The organism is Pseudomonas sp. LA5, assembly GCF_028640825.1.
GTDB lineage: Bacteria > Pseudomonadota > Gammaproteobacteria > Pseudomonadales > Pseudomonadaceae > Chryseomonas > Chryseomonas aestiva.
In genome coordinates this window covers 19,998-37,684 of sequence record NZ_JAQYZY010000055.1, presented here as the reverse complement: position 1 = coordinate 37,684, position 17,687 = coordinate 19,998, and the positions used below count along the sequence as shown (strand labels likewise).

General features: G+C 64.3%; 19 protein-coding genes, 1 tRNA gene and 1 pseudogene. 10 read left to right on the top strand and 11 right to left on the bottom strand.

All coding sequences use genetic code 11. From position 1 onward, the window contains the following. The first annotated feature begins 2 nt into the window (after window positions 1-2). Window positions 3-257 carry a sulfurtransferase TusA family protein gene (locus PVZ72_RS20790; protein WP_273862906.1) on the top strand — a complete coding sequence of 85 codons (255 nt, stop codon included), beginning with the start codon at window positions 3-5 and terminating at the stop codon, window positions 255-257. Here PVZ72_RS20790 and PVZ72_RS20785 read toward each other — a convergent pair whose 3' ends face one another. Both PVZ72_RS20785 and PVZ72_RS20780 read right to left on the bottom strand, forming a co-directional pair. Continuing rightward, window positions 258-731, bottom strand: coding sequence for a redoxin domain-containing protein (locus tag PVZ72_RS20785; RefSeq protein ID WP_133859407.1), 474 nt, complete (start codon window positions 729-731; stop codon window positions 258-260). Window positions 732-753: 22 nt separating this feature from the next. Further along, window positions 754-1,314 carry a glycine cleavage system protein R gene (locus PVZ72_RS20780; RefSeq protein ID WP_007162770.1) on the bottom strand — a complete coding sequence of 187 codons (561 nt, stop codon included), beginning with the start codon at window positions 1,312-1,314 and terminating at the stop codon, window positions 754-756. A gap of 154 nt (window positions 1,315-1,468) precedes the next feature. On the opposite strand from PVZ72_RS20780, the gene dapA reads away from it, so the two are divergent. The 6 genes from dapA (at window position 1,469) to PVZ72_RS20750 (ending at window position 6,110) form a co-directional block, all read left to right on the top strand. Continuing rightward, entirely contained in the window at window positions 1,469-2,347 is an 879-nt protein-coding gene (gene dapA, locus PVZ72_RS20775) for a 4-hydroxy-tetrahydrodipicolinate synthase (protein WP_273862905.1), read from the top strand. Window positions 2,348-2,361: 14 nt separating this feature from the next. Continuing rightward, window positions 2,362-3,546 (top strand): outer membrane protein assembly factor BamC, encoded by a 1,185-nt coding sequence (gene bamC, locus PVZ72_RS20770; protein ID WP_273862904.1) that lies wholly within the window; start codon window positions 2,362-2,364, stop codon window positions 3,544-3,546. Next, a complete protein-coding gene (locus tag PVZ72_RS20765) occupies window positions 3,485-4,243 on the top strand; it encodes an MBL fold metallo-hydrolase (RefSeq protein WP_187978990.1) in 759 nt (252 codons plus the stop codon). Before bamC ends, PVZ72_RS20765 begins: the two co-directional genes overlap by 62 nt. A gap of 158 nt (window positions 4,244-4,401) precedes the next feature. Next, entirely contained in the window at window positions 4,402-5,112 is a 711-nt protein-coding gene (purC, locus tag PVZ72_RS20760; RefSeq protein ID WP_007162774.1) for a phosphoribosylaminoimidazolesuccinocarboxamide synthase, read from the top strand. 80 nt (window positions 5,113-5,192) lie between these two features. Beyond that, a tRNA-Ser gene (locus PVZ72_RS20755) sits at window positions 5,193-5,282 on the top strand. A 357-nt stretch (window positions 5,283-5,639) separates the two neighbouring features. After that, window positions 5,640-6,110: a hypothetical protein gene (locus PVZ72_RS20750; protein ID WP_158896513.1), complete on the top strand. Its 471-nt coding sequence runs from the start codon at window positions 5,640-5,642 to the stop codon at window positions 6,108-6,110. Between the two features lie 22 nt (window positions 6,111-6,132). On the opposite strand, the gene PVZ72_RS20745 is transcribed toward PVZ72_RS20750, so the two are convergent. The 4 genes from PVZ72_RS20745 to PVZ72_RS20730 form a co-directional block, all read right to left on the bottom strand. Further along, the gene (locus PVZ72_RS20745; protein WP_178083868.1) at window positions 6,133-6,339 is read right to left on the bottom strand and encodes a carbon storage regulator; all 207 of its coding nucleotides are present in this window, start codon (window positions 6,337-6,339) and stop codon (window positions 6,133-6,135) included. A 113-nt stretch (window positions 6,340-6,452) separates the two neighbouring features. Then, a complete protein-coding gene (locus PVZ72_RS20740) occupies window positions 6,453-6,689 on the bottom strand; it encodes a hypothetical protein (protein WP_187978992.1) in 237 nt (78 codons plus the stop codon). 439 nt (window positions 6,690-7,128) lie between these two features. Next, the gene (gene rfbD / locus PVZ72_RS20735) at window positions 7,129-8,064 is read right to left on the bottom strand and encodes a dTDP-4-dehydrorhamnose reductase (protein ID WP_273862924.1); all 936 of its coding nucleotides are present in this window, start codon (window positions 8,062-8,064) and stop codon (window positions 7,129-7,131) included. Between the two features lie 202 nt (window positions 8,065-8,266). Beyond that, window positions 8,267-9,112: a sigma-54-dependent transcriptional regulator gene (locus PVZ72_RS20730; protein WP_187978994.1), complete on the bottom strand. Its 846-nt coding sequence runs from the start codon at window positions 9,110-9,112 to the stop codon at window positions 8,267-8,269. A gap of 224 nt (window positions 9,113-9,336) precedes the next feature. On the opposite strand from PVZ72_RS20730, the gene PVZ72_RS20725 reads away from it, so the two are divergent. Then, complete coding sequence (locus PVZ72_RS20725; RefSeq protein WP_187978995.1) at window positions 9,337-9,729, top strand: hypothetical protein; 393 nt, start codon at window positions 9,337-9,339, stop codon at window positions 9,727-9,729. A 4-nt stretch (window positions 9,730-9,733) separates the two neighbouring features. Here the strand turns inward: PVZ72_RS20725 and xth are convergent, their stop codons facing one another. Next, entirely contained in the window at window positions 9,734-10,522 is a 789-nt protein-coding gene (gene xth, locus PVZ72_RS20720; protein ID WP_187978996.1) for an exodeoxyribonuclease III, read from the bottom strand. Window positions 10,523-10,964: 442 nt separating this feature from the next. Between xth and PVZ72_RS20715 the strand changes: the two genes are divergently transcribed. Continuing rightward, window positions 10,965-13,643, top strand: a complete 2,679-nt coding sequence (locus PVZ72_RS20715) for a glycoside hydrolase family 5 protein (RefSeq protein ID WP_273862903.1) — start codon at window positions 10,965-10,967, stop codon at window positions 13,641-13,643. A gap of 224 nt (window positions 13,644-13,867) precedes the next feature. Then, the gene (locus PVZ72_RS20710) at window positions 13,868-14,056 is read left to right on the top strand and encodes a hypothetical protein (protein ID WP_187978998.1); all 189 of its coding nucleotides are present in this window, start codon (window positions 13,868-13,870) and stop codon (window positions 14,054-14,056) included. Window positions 14,057-14,069: 13 nt separating this feature from the next. Here the strand turns inward: PVZ72_RS20710 and PVZ72_RS20705 are convergent, their stop codons facing one another. The 4 genes and pseudogenes from PVZ72_RS20705 to PVZ72_RS20690 all read right to left on the bottom strand — a co-directional run bounded on the left by PVZ72_RS20705 (window position 14,070) and on the right by PVZ72_RS20690 (window position 17,665). Continuing rightward, window positions 14,070-14,411: an FKBP-type peptidyl-prolyl cis-trans isomerase gene (locus PVZ72_RS20705; protein WP_273862902.1), complete on the bottom strand. Its 342-nt coding sequence runs from the start codon at window positions 14,409-14,411 to the stop codon at window positions 14,070-14,072. A 55-nt stretch (window positions 14,412-14,466) separates the two neighbouring features. After that, window positions 14,467-15,327, bottom strand: coding sequence for a pirin family protein (locus PVZ72_RS20700; RefSeq protein ID WP_187979000.1), 861 nt, complete (start codon window positions 15,325-15,327; stop codon window positions 14,467-14,469). Between the two features lie 76 nt (window positions 15,328-15,403). After that, window positions 15,404-16,488 (bottom strand): annotated as a pseudogene (locus PVZ72_RS20695) (sigma-54 interaction domain-containing protein). A gap of 10 nt (window positions 16,489-16,498) precedes the next feature. Continuing rightward, window positions 16,499-17,665 (bottom strand): acyl-CoA dehydrogenase family protein, encoded by a 1,167-nt coding sequence (locus PVZ72_RS20690; RefSeq protein ID WP_273862901.1) that lies wholly within the window; start codon window positions 17,663-17,665, stop codon window positions 16,499-16,501. Window positions 17,666-17,687: the final 22 nt, after the last annotated feature.

The following is a 17,687-nucleotide window of genomic DNA, read 5'->3' as shown; positions in this document are numbered from 1 at the left end:
CCATGGCCGATCTGAGCCAACCCTACACCGGCGCCGTGACCGCCCAGCTGGACGCCAGCGGCCTGAGTTGCCCCATGCCGCTGCTCAAGGCCAAGCTGGAACTCAATCGGCTGGCTTCCGGCGAGGTACTGGCCGTGGTCGCGACCGATGCCGGTTCGCAACGCGACTTCCGCACGTTCGCCAAGCTGTCGGGGCATGCCCTGGTGGGCGAAGAGGTGGCAGGGGAGACGTTTCGCTACTGGCTGCGCAAGGCCTGATCAGGCCTGGTTGAGTGCCTGCGCGGCGGCCAGCACCTCGGCGACATGCCCGGGGACCTTCACGCCGCGCCAGATCTGGCGTACCACGCCTTCCCGGTCGATGAGGAAGGTACTGCGATCCACGCCGATGTAGTCCTTGCCATAGAGCTTCTTCTGCCGCATCACGTCGAACAGCTGGCAGAGGGTCTCGTCCTTGTCGCTGATCAGCTCGAAGGGAAAGCCCTGCTTGGTGCGGAAATTCTCGTGGGTGCGCAGGCTGTCACGGCTGACGCCCAGGATCAGGGTATCGGCCGCCTGGAACTGCTCGTGCAGATCGCGAAAGCCCTGGCCCTGAGTGGTGCAGCCGGGGGTGTTGTCCTTGGGGTAGAAGTACAGCACCGCCTGGCGACCGCGCAGGCTGGCGGGCGAGACCTCGAGGCCGCTGGTGGCCTGGGCCTGAAAATCCGGAAGCGGTTGGTCGAGGGTCACGCTCATGGGCAGCTCCTTGCGGGTTCGGTCAGTTGCTCTGCGGCCGCCAGGGCTCGATCAGGGCATCCAGATTGAGGGCGTCGGCGAAATCCAGGAACTGATCGCGCAGCCAGCTGATCTGGGTGCCGGCGGGCAGGGTTACGGTGATGGTGGCGTTGAGCATGGTGCCGCCGGTCTGGGGCGCCTGGTAGGAATCGCAGACCAGATTCTCCACTTCGATCTTGTGGTCGGCGAAGAACTGGCAGAGTTCGTTGAGGATGTCCGGGCGGTAGGCAGCGCTGACATAGACGACGTACGGCAGCGCCTGGGGACGATTCTCCAGGGCGGCGCTGCGGGTGACGCCGACGGTGAAGCCGTGGCGCTTGCCAAGGCCGGCGAGGCCGCCTTCGAGGCGCGCCAGGCCGTCCCAGTTGCCGGAGACCTGCAGGATCAGCGCGCTGTATTCCCCGTGCCGGCTCAGCCGGCTGCTGACTACCGCACAGCGATTGTCCATGCAGCTGCGGTAGAGCACGTTGGTCAGCTCCATGGGATTGGCGCCCAGCGCACTGATGACGAGAAATTGTTCGCGAATCGGGGGGGTAGCGGACATTAGGGTTCCTGGCAGGAGGGAGATACAGACTGGCAAAGGCGAAAGGGTAGCGAAAAGCGCTCGCGGGGGGAATGCCCGTTGGGGGCACGTTGCTTGTGCTGGCGCAGAGGCGTCAGTACCATTACCGCTCTCTTTTTCCGGCAGGAGCGGTTGCATGATTGCGGGGAGCATGGTGGCGCTGGTCACCCCTATGGACGCCCAGGGGCGTATCGACTGGGACAACCTGACCAAGCTGGTGGACTTCCATCTCGCCGAAGGCACCGACGCCATCGTCGCGGTGGGCACCTCGGGTGAATCCGCCACGGTCGACGTGGACGAGCACGTAGCTGTGATCCGTCATGTGGTCGAGCAGGTCAAGGGCCGCATCCCGGTGATCGCCGGTACCGGTGGCAATTCCACCCGGGAGGCCATCGACCTGACCCGCGCCGCCAAGGACGCGGGCGCCGACGCCTGTCTGCTGGTCGTGCCCTACTACAACAAGCCGACCCAGGAAGGGCTGTATCAGCACTTCCGCATGATCGCCGAAACCGTCGCCATCCCGCAGATTCTCTACAACGTGCCGGGCCGCACCGCCTGCGACATGCTGGCCGAGACCGTCGAGCGGCTGGCCAAGGTGCCGAACATCATCGGCGTCAAGGAAGCCACCGGCGACCTGGCGCGCGCACGCGACATTCTCTCCCGGGTCAGCAAGGACTTTCTGGTCTACTCGGGCGATGACGCCACCGCCGCCGAACTCATGCTGCTGGGTGGCAAGGGCAACATCTCGGTGACCGCCAATGTCGCGCCGCGCGCCATGAGTGAACTCTGCGCCGCCGCCATGCGCGGCGATGCCGACACCGCACGCGCGCTCAACGAACAGCTGATGCCGCTGCACAAGAATCTGTTCATCGAATCGAATCCGATCCCGGTGAAGTGGGCCCTGCATGAAATGGGCATGATCGACGCCGGTATCCGTCTGCCGCTGACCTGGCTCAGCTCGCGCTGCCACGAAGTGGTACGTCAGGCCCTGCGTCAGGCGGGAGTGCTGGCGTGATTAGGAAGCAGTCGATGAAACGTGTTCTGGGTTTGACGACGCTGGGTCTGGCCGTGGCCGCCGCCAGTGGCTGCAGCTGGGTGTGGGGCGAGCATGGCTATTTCCGCGATCGCGGCAATGACTATCTCGAATCCCGCGAGACCGGCCCTATGCAGGTGCCGACGGATGTCCAGGCCAAGCCAATGGATCCGCTGTTGCCGATTCCGGCCAATGTGGCCGATACCCAGAATCGCTCCTATGGCTTCGAAGTGCCGAAACCCCAGGCGCTGGCCGTCCAGGGCAGTGGCAACGAACAGTTCAGCGTGCAGCGTAGCGGCAATGCCCGCTGGCTGGCCGCCCAGAAGGTCCCGGCCAACGTCTGGCCGGTGGCTCGTCAGTACCTGACCGACAATGGCTTCCGCATTGCCGAAGAGCGCCCGCAGACCGGTGAGATCATCACCGCCTGGCAGGCGCCCACCGAGCTGTCGACGCCGCTGGCGCGCAGCCTGAGCACCAACGGCCGCCTGCAACCGGGCAACGAGCTGCGCACCCGCCTGCGCATCGAGCCGGGCGTGCAGTCGGGCAGCAGCGAGATCTTCATCCAGACCCAGACCCGCAGCCAGGGCAGCTCCAGCGAGCCGTCCTGGTCCAGCAGCCAGAACAGCTCGGCGCTCGATGACGCCCTGCTGAATCAGGTGCTGGCCGGCCTGGACCGCAGCGAGCAGGGCAGTGGCTCGGTCTCGCTGCTGGCCGCCGGTGGCTACGACACCCCGGAGCGCGTGACCTACGAGGTCGACGGCAGCGGTGTGCCCATGCTGGTGCTGGAAAGCGATCTGAATCGCGCCTGGTCCAGCGTGGGTCGCGCCATCGAAGGCGCCGACATCCGCGTCGACGACATGGATCGCAGCCTGGGCGTCTACTACGTGAATATCGCCGAAGGCGCGCAGAAGCCTGAAGAACGCAAGCCGGGCTTCTTCGGCCGCCTGTTCGGCAAGGGCGAGACCAAGGAAGAGGAAGACGCCCGCGCACGGCGCTTCCAGGTGCGCCTCACCTCGGTGGGCAACACCGTCCAGGTCACACTGGACAAGACCATCAACACCGCAGCACCCCAGGACATCGCCGAAGGCGTGCTGAAAAAGCTTCAGACGAGCATGCAATATGCGCTTCGCAATCCTGGGCAGCGGCAGTCGGGGCAACTCGACCCTGGTGCACAGCCATAACAGCTATGTGCTGATCGACTGCGGCTTCTCCCTGCGGGAAGCCGAACGTCGCCTGGCCCGGCTGGGTGTGGTACCTGCCCAGCTGGACGCCGTCCTGGTCACCCACGAACACTCCGATCACGTGCAGGGCGTCGAGCTGCTGGCGCGCAAGCACGGGGTGCCGGTCTATTACAGTGCCGGTACCGGGCGTGGCCTGCGCAAGCCGGTGGCGGCCCAGGGGCTGCTGGTGGACGGCGAACGGCTGGTACTGGATGCGCTGGAAGTGACGGTGGTGCAGGTGTCCCATGACGCCCTGGAGCCGACCCAGTTCGTCTTCGACGACGGCCGCAAGCGCCTGGGCGTGCTCACCGATCTCGGCGAGGCGACCCCAGGGGTGCTGGCGCATTACCGCGGCCTGGATGCCCTGGTGATCGAAGCCAACCACGACAGCAACATGCTCGCCGCGGGACCCTATCCCTATCACCTCAAGGCACGGGTCGGCGGGGTGCGCGGGCATCTCAACAACCGGCAATCGGCTGACCTGGTGATGGAGCTGGCCTGTCCGCGCCTGCAGCATCTGGTGCTCGCCCACCTGAGCGAGAAGAACAACAACCCCTGGCTTGCCCGCGCCTGCTTCACCAACGCGCTGGGCTGCGACGCGGACTGGCTGCAGATCGCCGATCAGCAGCAGGGTCTGGACTGGCAGGCCATCGCCTGAGGCGCTGACCAGGTTTTTCTTTGGCGGCCGGGTGCTGCTGCACGGCCAAAAGATCCACGATCCTATGTAAACTGCGCTTCCCGGCTGTACTCGGTCCGAACCGGTCGTCTCACCTGCGTTCGTCCACAGCCTGCAAGCCATTCGAACCGGAGTCCAAGATGGAAAAACGCGCAGAACTCTACCGTGGCAAGGCCAAGTCGGTATTCACTACCGACGATCCCGACCGCCTGGTCCTGTTGTTCCGCAACGACACCTCTGCCTTCGATGGCGAGCGCATCGAGCAACTCGAGCGCAAGGGCATGGTGAACAACAAGTTCAATGCCTTCGTCATGCAGAAGCTCGAAGCCGCCGGCATCCCCACCCAGTTCGAGCAACTGCTGGGCGACAACGAATGCCTGGTCAAGAAGCTGGAGATGATTCCGGTGGAGTGCGTGGTGCGCAACTTCGCCGCCGGCAGCCTGGTGCGCCGTCTGGGCGTGGAAGAGGGCCTGGAGCTGACGCCGCCGACCTTCGAACTCTTCCTGAAGAACGATGCGCTGCACGATCCGATGGTCAACGAAAGCCACGTCCAGGCCTTTGGCTGGGCGACCCTCGACCAGCTGGCCGAGATGAAGGCGCTGACCTTCCGCATCAACGACATCCTCAAGCAGCTGTTCGACGACGCCGGCCTGCTGCTGGTGGACTTCAAGCTGGAATTCGGCCTGTTCCATGGCAAGGTCGTGCTGGGCGACGAATTCAGCCCGGACGGCAGCCGCCTGTGGGACAAGGAAACCCGCAAGAAGATGGACAAGGATCGCTTCCGCCAGGGTCTGGGTGGGGTGATCGAGGCCTACGAGGAGGTCGCCCAGCGCCTGGGCGTCCCACTCTAAACGCAAGCCGCTGATACCAGAGCTTTTTTTGCAATTGCTTGTTCGCTTTTGCCCGCATCGCTGGTATCATGCGCCGCGTTGGAGAGATGCCGGAGTGGTCGAACGGGACGGATTCGAAATCCGTTGAGTCAGCAATGGCTCCTAGGGTTCAAATCCCTATCTCTCCGCCAATTACGAAAAACCCCGAGTGTGCCAGGCACCTCGGGGTTTTTTTATTGGCCGGATTTCGGCTCTGGATCGGAAGTTTGTCCCGGTCTGATGCGGATTATTTACGAAGTGGGACCGCCGGCATCTGGTATCGACGCTGGACGAAGCTGCGGCTGGTTCGGCAGCCAACGCACCGCTGTCCATGGTCGCTGCATGCCGTCGGGCGGTAGTGATCGGCGTCTGGGAATGGCTGGACGCCTCGGGCAAATGGAGCGATGCTGGAAATGTACGCCACAGAGCGTGCGATCTCCGATGGCCGAGCAGCAGGCGGCAGCCGTTGGACGATGGCTTCGGCGCATAACAATAAGAGGAGTCGAGCGATGTTCTACAAGGTCAGCGTGTACTCACGGCCTGAAGATCGTGGGCTGCTGGTGTGGCGGTGGAAGAAGCAGTTTCTCGGTGAGTGGGTGGAGTCGCGGCAGGAATTCGAGGATTGCGACCACTGCGTTCATCACGCCTTGCAGGATGCCAAGGGGCAGAGCGTTCACCTCGAAACCGATCGCTGCACCCTCTATCGTTACCGCTTCGAAAGCATGCTGCACCAATATGGCAGCTGCTATTGCCTGAGCGGCGGACGCTCGTCCGAAGCCGTTCTGGACCTCATCGCCCAGATCGAGGAGCGCCACAACGTGATCGTGCTGCGCAATGGCCAGCCGTTCTTCCCCCACTATCGTGCGGATCTGCAGGCCGAAGGGACGCTGGCTCCCGAACTCTGGCAGGGTGTGGAATGGCGGGGACTGGAGGGGCGCTTCGAGTACGTACGCAATCGCCACTCGCCTTGGTCCAGGTAGCGCCTGGCGGTTACCGGCCGACCTAGAAGGGCAGCAACTCCTGACGCATGATGCTGATGTCGGCAGGCGCCTGGACGCCTACCTGCACGCGGTCGCCCTGCACCTTGAGGATGCGGATGTTGATGCCGCCATTGAACAGCAGATCCAGCAGCTGTTCTTCATCAGCTCCCGGCTTGAGGGATAGATTGATGATTTCGTCGGTGCGACGGGTCAAGACCAGATAAGACATGAGCATCCCTGCCATGATTTCAGGGCGCCGATGATAAACAGTTCCGCCCTTTGTGAGAATCAGTAGGCAGATTGTTGGTGCTGCTCCAGGGGCTTGGCGCAGGTCCTAGACCGCTATCGACGTCCCAGTTGCCAGCGGCGTCCAACGAATCCCAGACCTCCCGAGACCATCACCAGCAGGTTGATGGTGTTGGTCGCCCCACTGCCGTGATAGCCCGCGATGACGGCGATCAGGGTGGCCAGGGCCCAGACGGAGATGGCGGCGGCCACGGCGGCGGCCATTTCATTGAAATCGGATTTCCGCGCCGGTCTCGCATAGGGACGGATATCGCTTTCGTATTCTTCTGGCATGGGAGGCTCCGGCTGCTGTTCTTGTTGGAGAGTATCGCCATGGATCTTATCGACTGCTGATGAACAGTCTGGATGGGATCGATAGCGCGATCAGCTTTTTTTTCCGCTGAACGGACAAGAGGTATTGGCTGAAGCCCTGGGTGGTCGGCGGGCGCGGTAGGGGGCGCCTTCTGATCTCAGGCCGGATCGTTCGACGGCCGACAACTGTCGCGGCCAGGGTCGGTCGCCTTCGTATCCGACATGACCAGCCTGGAGACCATCACGAACGACGACGGGATCACCCTCACGATCTGCCAGGATCATCCGGGAAGGGACAGGCGACGACATGGCTGAGCTTACCCGCGAGAGTGACGAGCGGGAGCTACAGTGAGGGAAGACACCCCTCCTGACCTTCGATCTGGGGCGACCCGGCGGACAGATCCGCCGGGGTCCTGCACGCTCAGTTCAGCTGTCTGTCGCGCTCGAACAACGCCCAGCAGCGGTCGAAGTCGGCCTGCCAGTGTGGCAAGGCGGCCGGCAGGACCGCCTCGATCTTGCGGCAATCCAGGCAGGAATAGAGCGGTCGCGTGGCCGGCGTTGGGTAGTGTTCGGTTGTTGTCGGGTAGAGGCGGGCACGCAGCTCGCCGCGTTGCGCCAGGCGCTCGGCGATGGCGGCAGCGAAGCCGTACCAGGAGGTCTGGCCGGCATTGGTCAGGTGATAGAGGCCGCCGACATCGCCCTGCTCCAGCAGGCGTTCGACCAGCTGGCGCGTGGTGGTGGCGATGGTGGGTGCCCAGGTGGGGGCGCCGAGCTGATCCTCGACTACATGGAGTTCGTCGCGCTCGGCCAGCAGCTGGCGCATGGTATTGAAGAAGCACTGGCCGTCATGGGAGTAGACCCAGGAGGTGCGCAGCACCAGTGCGCGACCTCCAGCTGCCAGCACCGCCTCTTCACCCGCCAGCTTGGAGCGACCATAGACGCTCAGGGGCGCCGGGTTGCAGGTCTCGGTATAGGGGTGGCGACGGCTGCCGTCGAAGACGTAATCGGACGAGTAGTGCACGAAGGGAATATCCCGTTCGCGTGCCAGCTCGGCCAGGATCTGCGGCGCGCGGGCGTTGATGGCCTCGGCGCGCTCGCTGTCCTCTTCAGCCTGATCCACGGCGGTATAGGCGGCGGCGTTGAGGATGAGGTCGGGTTCCAGGCGGTCGAAAGCTGCCCGCAGTCGTCCGGTCTGGGCGAGGTCCAGATCCGCTTGACCGAGCACGGTCAATTGATGGGTGCTACCGAACTCGCGCTGCAAGGCGCGCGAAACCTGGCCGGAGCGGCCAGTGATCACAATATTCATGAAACCATGCCTGAACGCCTTCCGCTGAAGGCGTAATCCAAAGTAGTCGATTGCTGAAAAGCCGCGGGCTTTTCCTGCACGAACCGAAACCTGCCGCGCGAGGCGACAAATCGAGGTTTCTGGTCACCTTTACGAAGAAAGGTGGCAGCCGCTGGCTATGGCGGAGTGAGCATCGACGGATTGGATAGGGCGGTCATGATAGGACTCGGGCAAAGTGGTATACGCGGCTAGGACTGCCGTCTGTCGGCGGAGTTCAGCGCGTCTTGGAAGACCAGGGCAGCAGCTTGCCAAGCTGGAGCCCTGACGTCGAGGCAGTCAGCAGGGCGGTATGGAGAACCTGTTCAAGTTCGCGGACGTTTCCTGGCCAGGGATAGGCGAGTAGCGCCGTTTCGTCCTCGGTGGTCAGCTCAGGCGCCCTGCGATCGAGGCGGTCGGCATGCTGCTGGATGAAATGCCGGGCCAGGGGTAGCAGGTCGGCCGGGCGCTCGCGCAGCGGCGGCACCGGCACCAGACCTGGCGCGAGGAGCGCCCAGAGACGCGCAGAGAAATTGCCAGCCCCGACCGCCTGTGCCAGGTCCACGCTGGAACCGGCAATCAGGCGGACATCCACGGGCGTGCGTACGCTACTGCCCAGACGCAGGATGCTGCCATCCAGTAGTACGGCCAGCAGCTCTTCCTGCAATTCGCCAGGCAGGTCGGCGATCTCGTCGAGATAGAGGCTGCCTCCATGGGCGGTACCGAACCAGCCCACGCGGCTGCCAGAGGTGCCGGCATAGGCTCGGGGAACATAGCCGAACAGTTCGGCAGCCCCATGGCGACGACTGAGCGAGGCGCAATTCAGGCTGCTGAACAGCCCGGTCCTGCCGCTGCGCTCGTGTAGCCGACGTGCCAGCAGCTCACGACCGGTTCCCCATTCGCCCACCAGCACTACGGGATGGGGTTGCGGCGCCCGCTCATCTAGGTGTTCGAGCAGCTCTCGGGAGCGCGGATCGGCGAAGGCCAGTGCCTTGGCGCGGATGGTCAGGGCGCTTTGCTGATCTGCAGGAACGATAAGAAGGTCGGGTGAGAGCGTGGGCATGGCGAAGTCATAGGCAGTCAAAGCACGATCCTATCCTCTGACCCGTTATGCCAAAAAATAAGCTTTCGCTATGCATCTAGAGTTTTTGGTTATTTTAAGTCGATTGATTTGGTTGTCGGCGGTAAGCCGAGGAATCAGGGCGTTGGTCCGAGGGTCTGCCAAAAGACTGGGCACAGCTGCCACTATCGCCGGCATGAAGCGGCCGGAACGTCTCGGTCGCCCTGAAGAAGAGGAATCGAATTCAAATGCCTTCCCTGCGTGCGCCTTGTCCCGCTGGCGTCTGCACCTGCGAGCGTGAAGCCGTGCTGGCGGATCCCGCCGCTGATGCGCGGGCGCTCCTGCTCAATCGCAAGGAAGAGCAGCGGCTGCTGGAGCGACTGGAAAACGTCGCCAGCGTTGCCGATCTGCAGCGGCTGCAGCAGCGCCTGCAGGAGCAGCTCGGCATCCGGCTGAACATCGAGCCGGGACCCGGAGAGGTGCGCAGCGCGCGTGGCATGCTCATTGAGCTGCAGTCACGACCGGGACTGTGTCGCAAGCTCCAGCAGTCGATACCGGCGGCCGTGCGCCGCGGCCTCAACCAGCGTCCGGAAGTGCTCTTCGCGCTGCTCAATGCCAACGACCTGCTGCGTGACGCCTGAACGCTTAGCGAGGTGCCTTGAAGCGGATCCAGGTGGGGGCATGGTCGCTGGTCTTTTCCAGGTCGCGTACCCAGCGATGCACCCCGGCTTCCTGCAAGGCGTCCTGCAGCGTCGGACTCAACAACAGATGGTCGATGCGCAGACCTGAATTGCGCTGCCAGCGTTGGCGGAAGTAGTCCCAGTAGGTGTAGATCGCCTCGTCCGGATGGCAGGCCCGCAGGGCATCCAACCATCCCTGACCCAGCAGGCGTTCGAAACAGGCACGACTCTCGGGTTGCAGCAGGGCGTCCTTGCGCCAGGACTTGGGATCGTAGATGTCCCTATCGGTCGGCACCACGTTGTAGTCACCCGCCAGCACTACGGGATGGCCACTTTCGCTCAGCCCCTGGGCATGCTGGATGAAGCGCTCGAACCAGGTCAGCTTGTAGTCGAACTTGGGGCCCGGCCAGGGATTGCCGTTGGGTAGATAGAGGCTGGCCACCACCACGCCTTTCACCGCCGCCTCCAGGTAGCGGCGTTGCGGGTCGTCGGCCATTCCCGGCAGGCCCCGGCGAATCTCCAGTGGCTGGTCGTCGCGCGCCAGGATGGCGACCCCATTCCAGGAAGGCTGACCATCCCACAGCGCACCATACCCCGCAGCTTCCAGTTCCGCCCGCGGAAAGTCGACACACTTCGCCTTCAGTTCCTGCAGGCAGACGATGTCGGGCTGCTCCCGCTCCAGCCATTGCAGGAGGACGGGCAGCCGGGCACGAATGCCGTTGACGTTATAGGTCGCAAGGGTAAGGGAGGTCATGGAGTGCTCCGGAAGAGGTTATAGCCATGACTCGGGCAAGAGATGAGCAGTTCCTCAGTAATGAGTATGTGATCTGTTTCACGTTAATTTGCGACTTACTTTTTTTGGCACCTTCGGGAACTTTTGGGCGGTTGTCTGATAGATGGAGAAATGAATTTGACGGCGGACTGGAGTTGAAGCGCTGACAACTCTAGGTGAAAGGATTCATCTGTCGGCGGCGATGAGCGGTTATTTGAAAAAATCATTAAGAATCAATTGTTTGTATTTGTTATTGATGATGTCTAAATAGTGGCCATAGTCATTGGCTATGAAGTTGGCATGTGGCTTGTATAGGTCAGGGTGCCTGGAGGCAACGTCGCGTCAGGCATGACTGCGCGACTCTTCTCTCACTTCATATCGGCCAGTGTTCAGGGAGCGCGCTGTCGATTTAGCGCAGTTGGTGATGATGAATCCATCCTTCCTGAAGTTTTCCCTCAGGGCCGCCCAGATGCTGCCCTTCGTTGCCGCCCTGACCCTGGCTACCGGTGCCAAGGCCGAGCAGGTCAATCTGGTCGGCCTCAATCTGTCCGGGGCCGGGTTCGCGGGCCAGGTACTGCCGGGCGTCAATGGCACCCACTACATCTTTCCCGTCGAGGCCTACTTCAAGCAGTGGAGTGGCAAGGGCATCAAGCTGATCCGCTTCCCGATCATCTGGGAGCGCCTGCAGCCGGTGCTGGGCGGTCCGCTGGACCCGACCTATGCGGCGCTGGTGGACCAGACCTTCGCCAATGCGCAGAAGTACGGCATGCGCATCATCCTCGACCTGCACAACTACACCTTCTATCGCGGGTCGGTGATCGGCAGCGCGGCGGTGCCCTATGACCGCTACCAGGAGATCATGACCCGGATCGCGCAGCGCTGGAGCAGTCAGCCGTCGCTGTACGCCTACGACATCATGAACGAGCCCCACGACTCCATGGCCCAATGGCCGATCGCCGCCCAGTACGGCATCAACGGGGTTCGCGCGGTGGACAAGACCAAGCCCATCATGATCGAGGGCAATGGCTGGTCGGAGGCAACCCGTTGGCCGCTGTGGAACGACTCCCTGCTGGCGCTCAAGGATCCGTCCGATAACCTGATCTTCCAGGCGCATTCCTATTTCGACGAGAGCGCCGGCGGCAACTACACCGGCATCGATGTCGGCAAGCTGAGCCAAGACTACGGTGTGGAGCGTGTGCGCCCCTTCGTCGAGTGGCTGAAGAAGAACAGGAAGAAGGGCATGATCGGCGAATTCGGCGTGCCGGATAACGATCCCCGCTGGTTGCCGCTGATGGACCGGATGCTGGCCTATCTCAAACAGAACTGCATTCCTTCGACCTACTGGGCGGCGGGTCCGGGCTGGGGCAACTACTTCCTGTCGGTGGAGCCCGTCAACGGTGCCGACCGACCGCAGTGGCCGACCCTGAAGAAATACATCGATGACAGCAGCTGCACCGCCATCGGCCCGCTTGCCAGTGGCACCGGCAGTACGCCGGCCAGTGGCTCCGGAGCCACGGGCGGCTCCAGCGGCTCCACGGGCAGCAGCGGTGGCTCCAGCAGCGGCAGCGGCGGTTCGAGCAGCGGTAGCAGCACGGGCACCGGTACCCCTGTGGGCACCGGCAATACTGGCGCCTCGACCACGACCGGGGTGACCACTTCGATCAACGATTTCACCAACGAAGACTGGCTGCATGGCGTCTATCGCAAGTCGGCCGGCTTCTCCATTCCGGCGTCGGCCGCCAACGTGGGCGCCTTCAAGGTGGGCGCGCAGCTCACGCCAGCCGATGGCAAGAGCTACAAGGTGACCTATGCCCAGGTCGTCGGCAGCAACATGAGCGTCTTCATCGAGAGCCCGCAGCTCGACGGCAATGCCTATGGCTATCCCAAGACCCTGAAGACCGGCACCACCACCTCCGGCACGCCGGCGACGGTGCCCGGGACCACGACGGGCAGTACGGGCAGCTCCAGCTCGGGCAGCAACTCCAGCAATAACTCCGGCAGCGCGACGCCGGCCGCGACGGCGCCGGTGGTCGAGGTGAAGCCTGCCACCGGAACCGGCAGCTCGGGATCCACAGGCTCTACCACGCCGGCAGCCGGTTCCGCGGCCGCGCCGACGGGATCGAGCGGTACGCCTGCCAACAGCGCCAAGCTCAATCTGCTGGGGCTGAACTTCTCGGGTGCCGCCTTTGCGCCTCAGACGCTTCCCGGGGTCCTCAACGTCAACTACATCATGCCGGGCGAGGCCAACTTTCAGCAGTGGAGCGCCAAGGGCGTGCGGCTGATCCGCTTTCCGGTGATCTGGGAACGTCTGCAGACACGTTTCTTCGGGAGCCTGGAAGGGGCGTACACCCAGCAGGTCACCCAGGTGCTGGAGCTGGCCAAGAAGTACAACATGAAGGTGATCCTGGCGCTGGATAACGGCGGGCGCTACAAGGGCACCCTGATCGGCACCGGTACCGTCACCAACTTCAACTACTGGGATCTGATGTACCGTCTGGCCTACCAGTGGGGCAACCATGCCGCGCTCTATGGCTATGACATCATGGGCAAGCCCAATGGCGCCGACAGCAGCTGGCCGGTGACGGCGCAGTCCGGCATCGACGGGGTGCGCACCATGGACCGCACCCACCCGGTGATCGTCCAGGGCAATGCCTGGGGTAGCGCGGCCAACTGGCCGAGCGCGAGCAATGCCTTGCTCAATCTGAAGGATCCGGCCAACAACATCATCTACGCAGCCAACGTCTACCTCGATGAGGATGGCAGTGGCAGCTACGCCGCGCAGAACATGAACAACTTCGATCCGCAGGTAGGGGTCAACCGCGTCAAGCCCTTCGTCGAATGGCTCAAGCGCAACGGCAAGCGAGGCATGATCGCCGAGTTCGGCGTACCGGCTGGCGACAGCCGCTGGCTGACCGCCACCGACAATCTGCTGGCCTATCTGCAGCAGAACTGCATGCCGCTAACCTACTGGGCGGCGGGTCCGGGTTGGGGAGCTGCCCCGCTGGCGGTGGAGCCGGTCAATGGCGTGGAGCGGCCGCAGTGGCCGACCCTGAAGAAGTATGTCGATGCCAGCAACGCCTGCACGGCGGTAGGCCCGCGCTAGCTTTTCGCTGAGCCTGTCCTGAAGGCGACGAACCTCTCGAGGTTCGTTGCCTTTTTTCTTGACCGATCGGTAAGGAAAAACGCGCCTTTCACGCAGCACGGAAGCGCATCAACGATACGAAACGGCTCTGTGGCGGTAGTTTAGCGACGACGAACGGCTCTAGCTCGATTTGTCAGGGCACGGTTAGAGTCCGATTGACACCCCAAGCACAAGGAGTAGGTGCCATGACGCAAACCACCCAGCAGCGGCTGCAGACGCTCGAAGAGCAGATTCGCAGTCATCGACAGGATCTCGCCCGGAGCCGGCAGAGCTTTCAGGAGCAATTCGTCATCTACACCCGTGAGTTTGCCCGGCTGAGCGTGCTCGAAGCCCAGCTCGAGCTGGTACGCCGGAATACCAAGGCACCGAACTGAAGTTGGCCAGGCCTCAATCGTCCCGCGTCAAGACTTCCAGCAATTCGATTTCAAAAGTCAGGCTGGAGTGCGGCTTGATCAGCGCACCGACCTGACGTTCGCCATAGGCGAGCGCCGCCGGTACCTCCAGGCGCCGCTTGCCGCCCACCCGCATGCCCATCAACCCCTGGTCCCAGCCCTTGATCACTCGGCCGGTGCCGATCACGCACTGGAAGGGCCGGCCCTTGGCGCGGGATGAATCGAACAGGGTGCCTTCGTCCAGCCAGCCCTCGTAGTGGGTGGTGATCAGGGCGCCCTTGACCACCGCCTTGCCGTCACCCACTACCAGATCCTCGATCCGCAATTCGTCACTCATGGCTATGCTCCCGGCAAAAGCCGGATTCTAGCTTGAGCGCGATCCTGTGGCGGGCTCACTCCGGCACGTCGCCGAACAGGCCCGCCTGGTAGTCGCGGATCGCCTGGCGGATCTCCTCGGCGCTGTTCATGACGAAGGGGCCGTGGGCGACGATGGGTTCGGCAAAGGGCACCGCATGCCCATAGAGCAGTACCGCGCCGTCGCGACTGGCGACTTCGAGGTGGTCGCCGTCATCGGCGAATTCGAACAGCTGCCAGGGGGCTTCGTCATGACCAGCGATCTGCAGGGTGCCGCGGACGCCGTAGCAGAACACCATGGCACCCGCGGGAGCGGGCAGGGTGGCGCGGCCGCCGGGGGCGATCTCGACGGTCATCAGGGTGATGGGCGTCGGCGTTTGCACGGCGCCCTGGACACCCTGGTGAGTGCCGGAGGTGAGTCGGATACGCACCCGGCCTTCATCCTCTTCGATCAGCGGCATGGCCTCGGCAGTGACGCCCTGGTAGGCCGGAGGCGTGAACTTCAGACGGGCGGGCAGATTGACCCACAGCTGCAGGATCTCCAGGTCACCGCCATCGCGCTTGAAGGCGGCGGGAGAGAGTTCGGCATGCACCAGCCCGCTGCCCGCGGTCATCCACTGGATGCCCCCGGCTTCGATGACGTTTTCGTGGCCGCCGCTGTCGCGGTGGGCCAGCGCACCGGCGAGGATGAAGGTCACCGTCTCGAAGCCGCGATGGGGATGAGGACCAAAGGGCAGGCCGGCATTGTGCGGCGGATAGACCTGGGGACCGTGGTGGTTGAGGAACAGGAAGGGATCCAGATGCGGCAGGCCGGGGCCCGGCAGCGGGCGGCGGGTCTGGAGGTCACCGATGTCGTCACGCCGGGCGGGATGGCGGTGCAGCAGGGTACGGGCGGTCATGCGGGGCCTCGCGGGGCAAAACCCCAGTGTAAGGGGCACCTCGGCAGGCGGGTACCCCAGGCGTGAAGAGCGCCCTTCAGATGGAGAAGCGCACCTCGCGTTCCGGCCGGACCGCGAGCGGGCGACGGTGATTGACCACCAGTTCGCCGATGCGGATCAGGTGGGCGCGGTGACGTTGCGACTCAGCCCCAGCAGGCGCGCGGTGTGGACCTGGTTGCGATGGCAGAAGCGATAGGCCGCGCGTACCAGGGCCTCTTCGACGCGCTCGTGCAGGGCCTCCGGTTGCTCTTCGAACAACTGGGCGAATGCCTCGGCCAGCAGGCTGTCCACTGGCGCCGTGTCGACCGGACGTGGCGCTGGCGGAACGAGGCTGGGCCGCTGGACGAAGGTCAGGTCGCTGGCTTCCAGCTGGCCCTGGGGCTTGAGCAGCAGGGCGTGCTGCAGGGTGTTTTCCAGTTCGCGGATATTGCCCGGCCAGGGGTGTTCCAGCAGGCGTCGCTCCGCCGCCGGTGTCAGGGCGACCGGCGCCTGGGCATAGGCGTGAAGGAAGTGCCGGGCCAGCGGCAGGATATCGCCCTGGCGCTGGCGCAGCGGCAACAGCGGCAGGCTGACCACATTGAGGCGGTACCAGAGGTCTTCGCGAAAGGAGCCTTCGGCCACCGCCCGCTCCAGCGGGACGTTGGTGGCGGCGACGATCCTTACGTTCAGCGGCAGGCTGCGGCGAGAGCCGAGCCGCACCACCTCGCGCTCCTGCAGGACGCGCAGCAGCTTGACCTGCACCGACAGCGGCAGGTCGCCGATCTCGTCGAGAAACAGGGTGCCGCCGTTGGCCTCCTCGAACCAGCCGGCGCGCGCGGTGAGGGCGCCGGTGAAGGCGCCTTTCTCATGGCCGAACAACTCAGCCTCGACCAGGCTCTCGGCAAAGGCGCCGCAATTGACGGCGACGAAGGGGCCGGCATGGCGGTGGCTCAGCGCATGGATATGCCGGGCGATCAGTTCCTTGCCGGTACCGGTCTCGCCGATCACCAGCACACTGGCGTCGCTCGGGGCGATCTTTTCCAGGTGGGCGAGCAGGTCGCGCGATTTGGGATCGGCGAACACCTGGGCGGTCGCGCGGTAGCGGGGCACCTCGGGCGTGCGCGTCAGGGTCAGCAGGGTCATCGCGGATTCCTCAGGAGTAGAAGCTGGGGGTGGGAAGGGTGTCGTTGAGGGCCCACTCGCCCAGCTCGTGCAACTTGTAGTCGACCGGATCGTGCAGGGTCTGGGTGCGCAGGTTGCGCCAGTAGCGATCCAGGCGCAGCGCACCGGCGGTGGCCCGGGCGCCGCCGACCTCGAACAGGCGGCTGGCGAGATCGAGGCCGTGCCGGCTGGCGGCGACCTTGGCCGTGGCGATGGCGACGGCCAGTTCGCCGCGTGCCGCTGGGGTGAGGGCCGTACCCTGTTGCCACGCCTGGGCGAAGGCGCCGTTGGCGCGCTCCACCAGCAGCCGACTGCTCTCCAGGGCGACCCAGAACTCGCCGTAGTGGCGTAGGATGTAGGGGTCTTCGCTGGCGCTGGCGGCCGTTGACTTGAACCAGGGGCGCGCCTGGGTGGTGGTGTAGCGGCGCGCCTCGGCGAAGGCGCCTTCGGCCAGGCCGAGAAAGATGTTGGCGAAGATCAGCTGGGCCAGCAGCGGCCGCAGGCAGGCGAAAGGCGTGCTTAGCGGGCCGGGGTCGAGCAGCCATTCCTGCTGTTCGACGCGTACGCCGTCGAAGCGCGCGCTGCCGCTGTCGGTCTGGCGCTGGCCGTTGTTGTCCCAGTCGTCGAACAACTGGATGCCGGCGCGCCCGGTAGGCACCACGGCAATCAGCAGGCGTCCGCTGTCATCGTTCTCCAGCGCCGAGAGCAGCAACAGATCGGAGTCCAGGGCACCGCTGCAAAAGCTCTTCTGGCCATCCACCTGCCAGGCATCGCCGTGGCGGCGGGCGAGGGTACGGCGATCCAGGGGGTTGAGCGCGTTCCCCCAGAACAGGGCATCGCGCGCGGTGCTCTCCAGCCAGGGTCGCCATTGCGCAGGCTGGCCGAACAGCTGGGTGGTGGCGAGCAACAGATGATGGAAGCCGAAGACGTGGGCCAGGGAGCTGTCGACCCGGGCCAGCCGCCGCACTGCCTCCAGCGTCTGGTCCCAGGTGGCGCCGAGGCCGCCCAGTTCCGGGGGAATGCTCAGGGCCAGGAGACCGCTCTGGCGCAGGGCGTCACGCTCGGTCTTGGGCGTTCCGCCCTGACGATCGCGTTCGGCCGCGGTGGCGGCGAAGCGTTCCAGCAGGGGCGTGAGGGGATCCAGCAGGGCATCGGACATGAGGGACTCGTGCGGTGGAGGG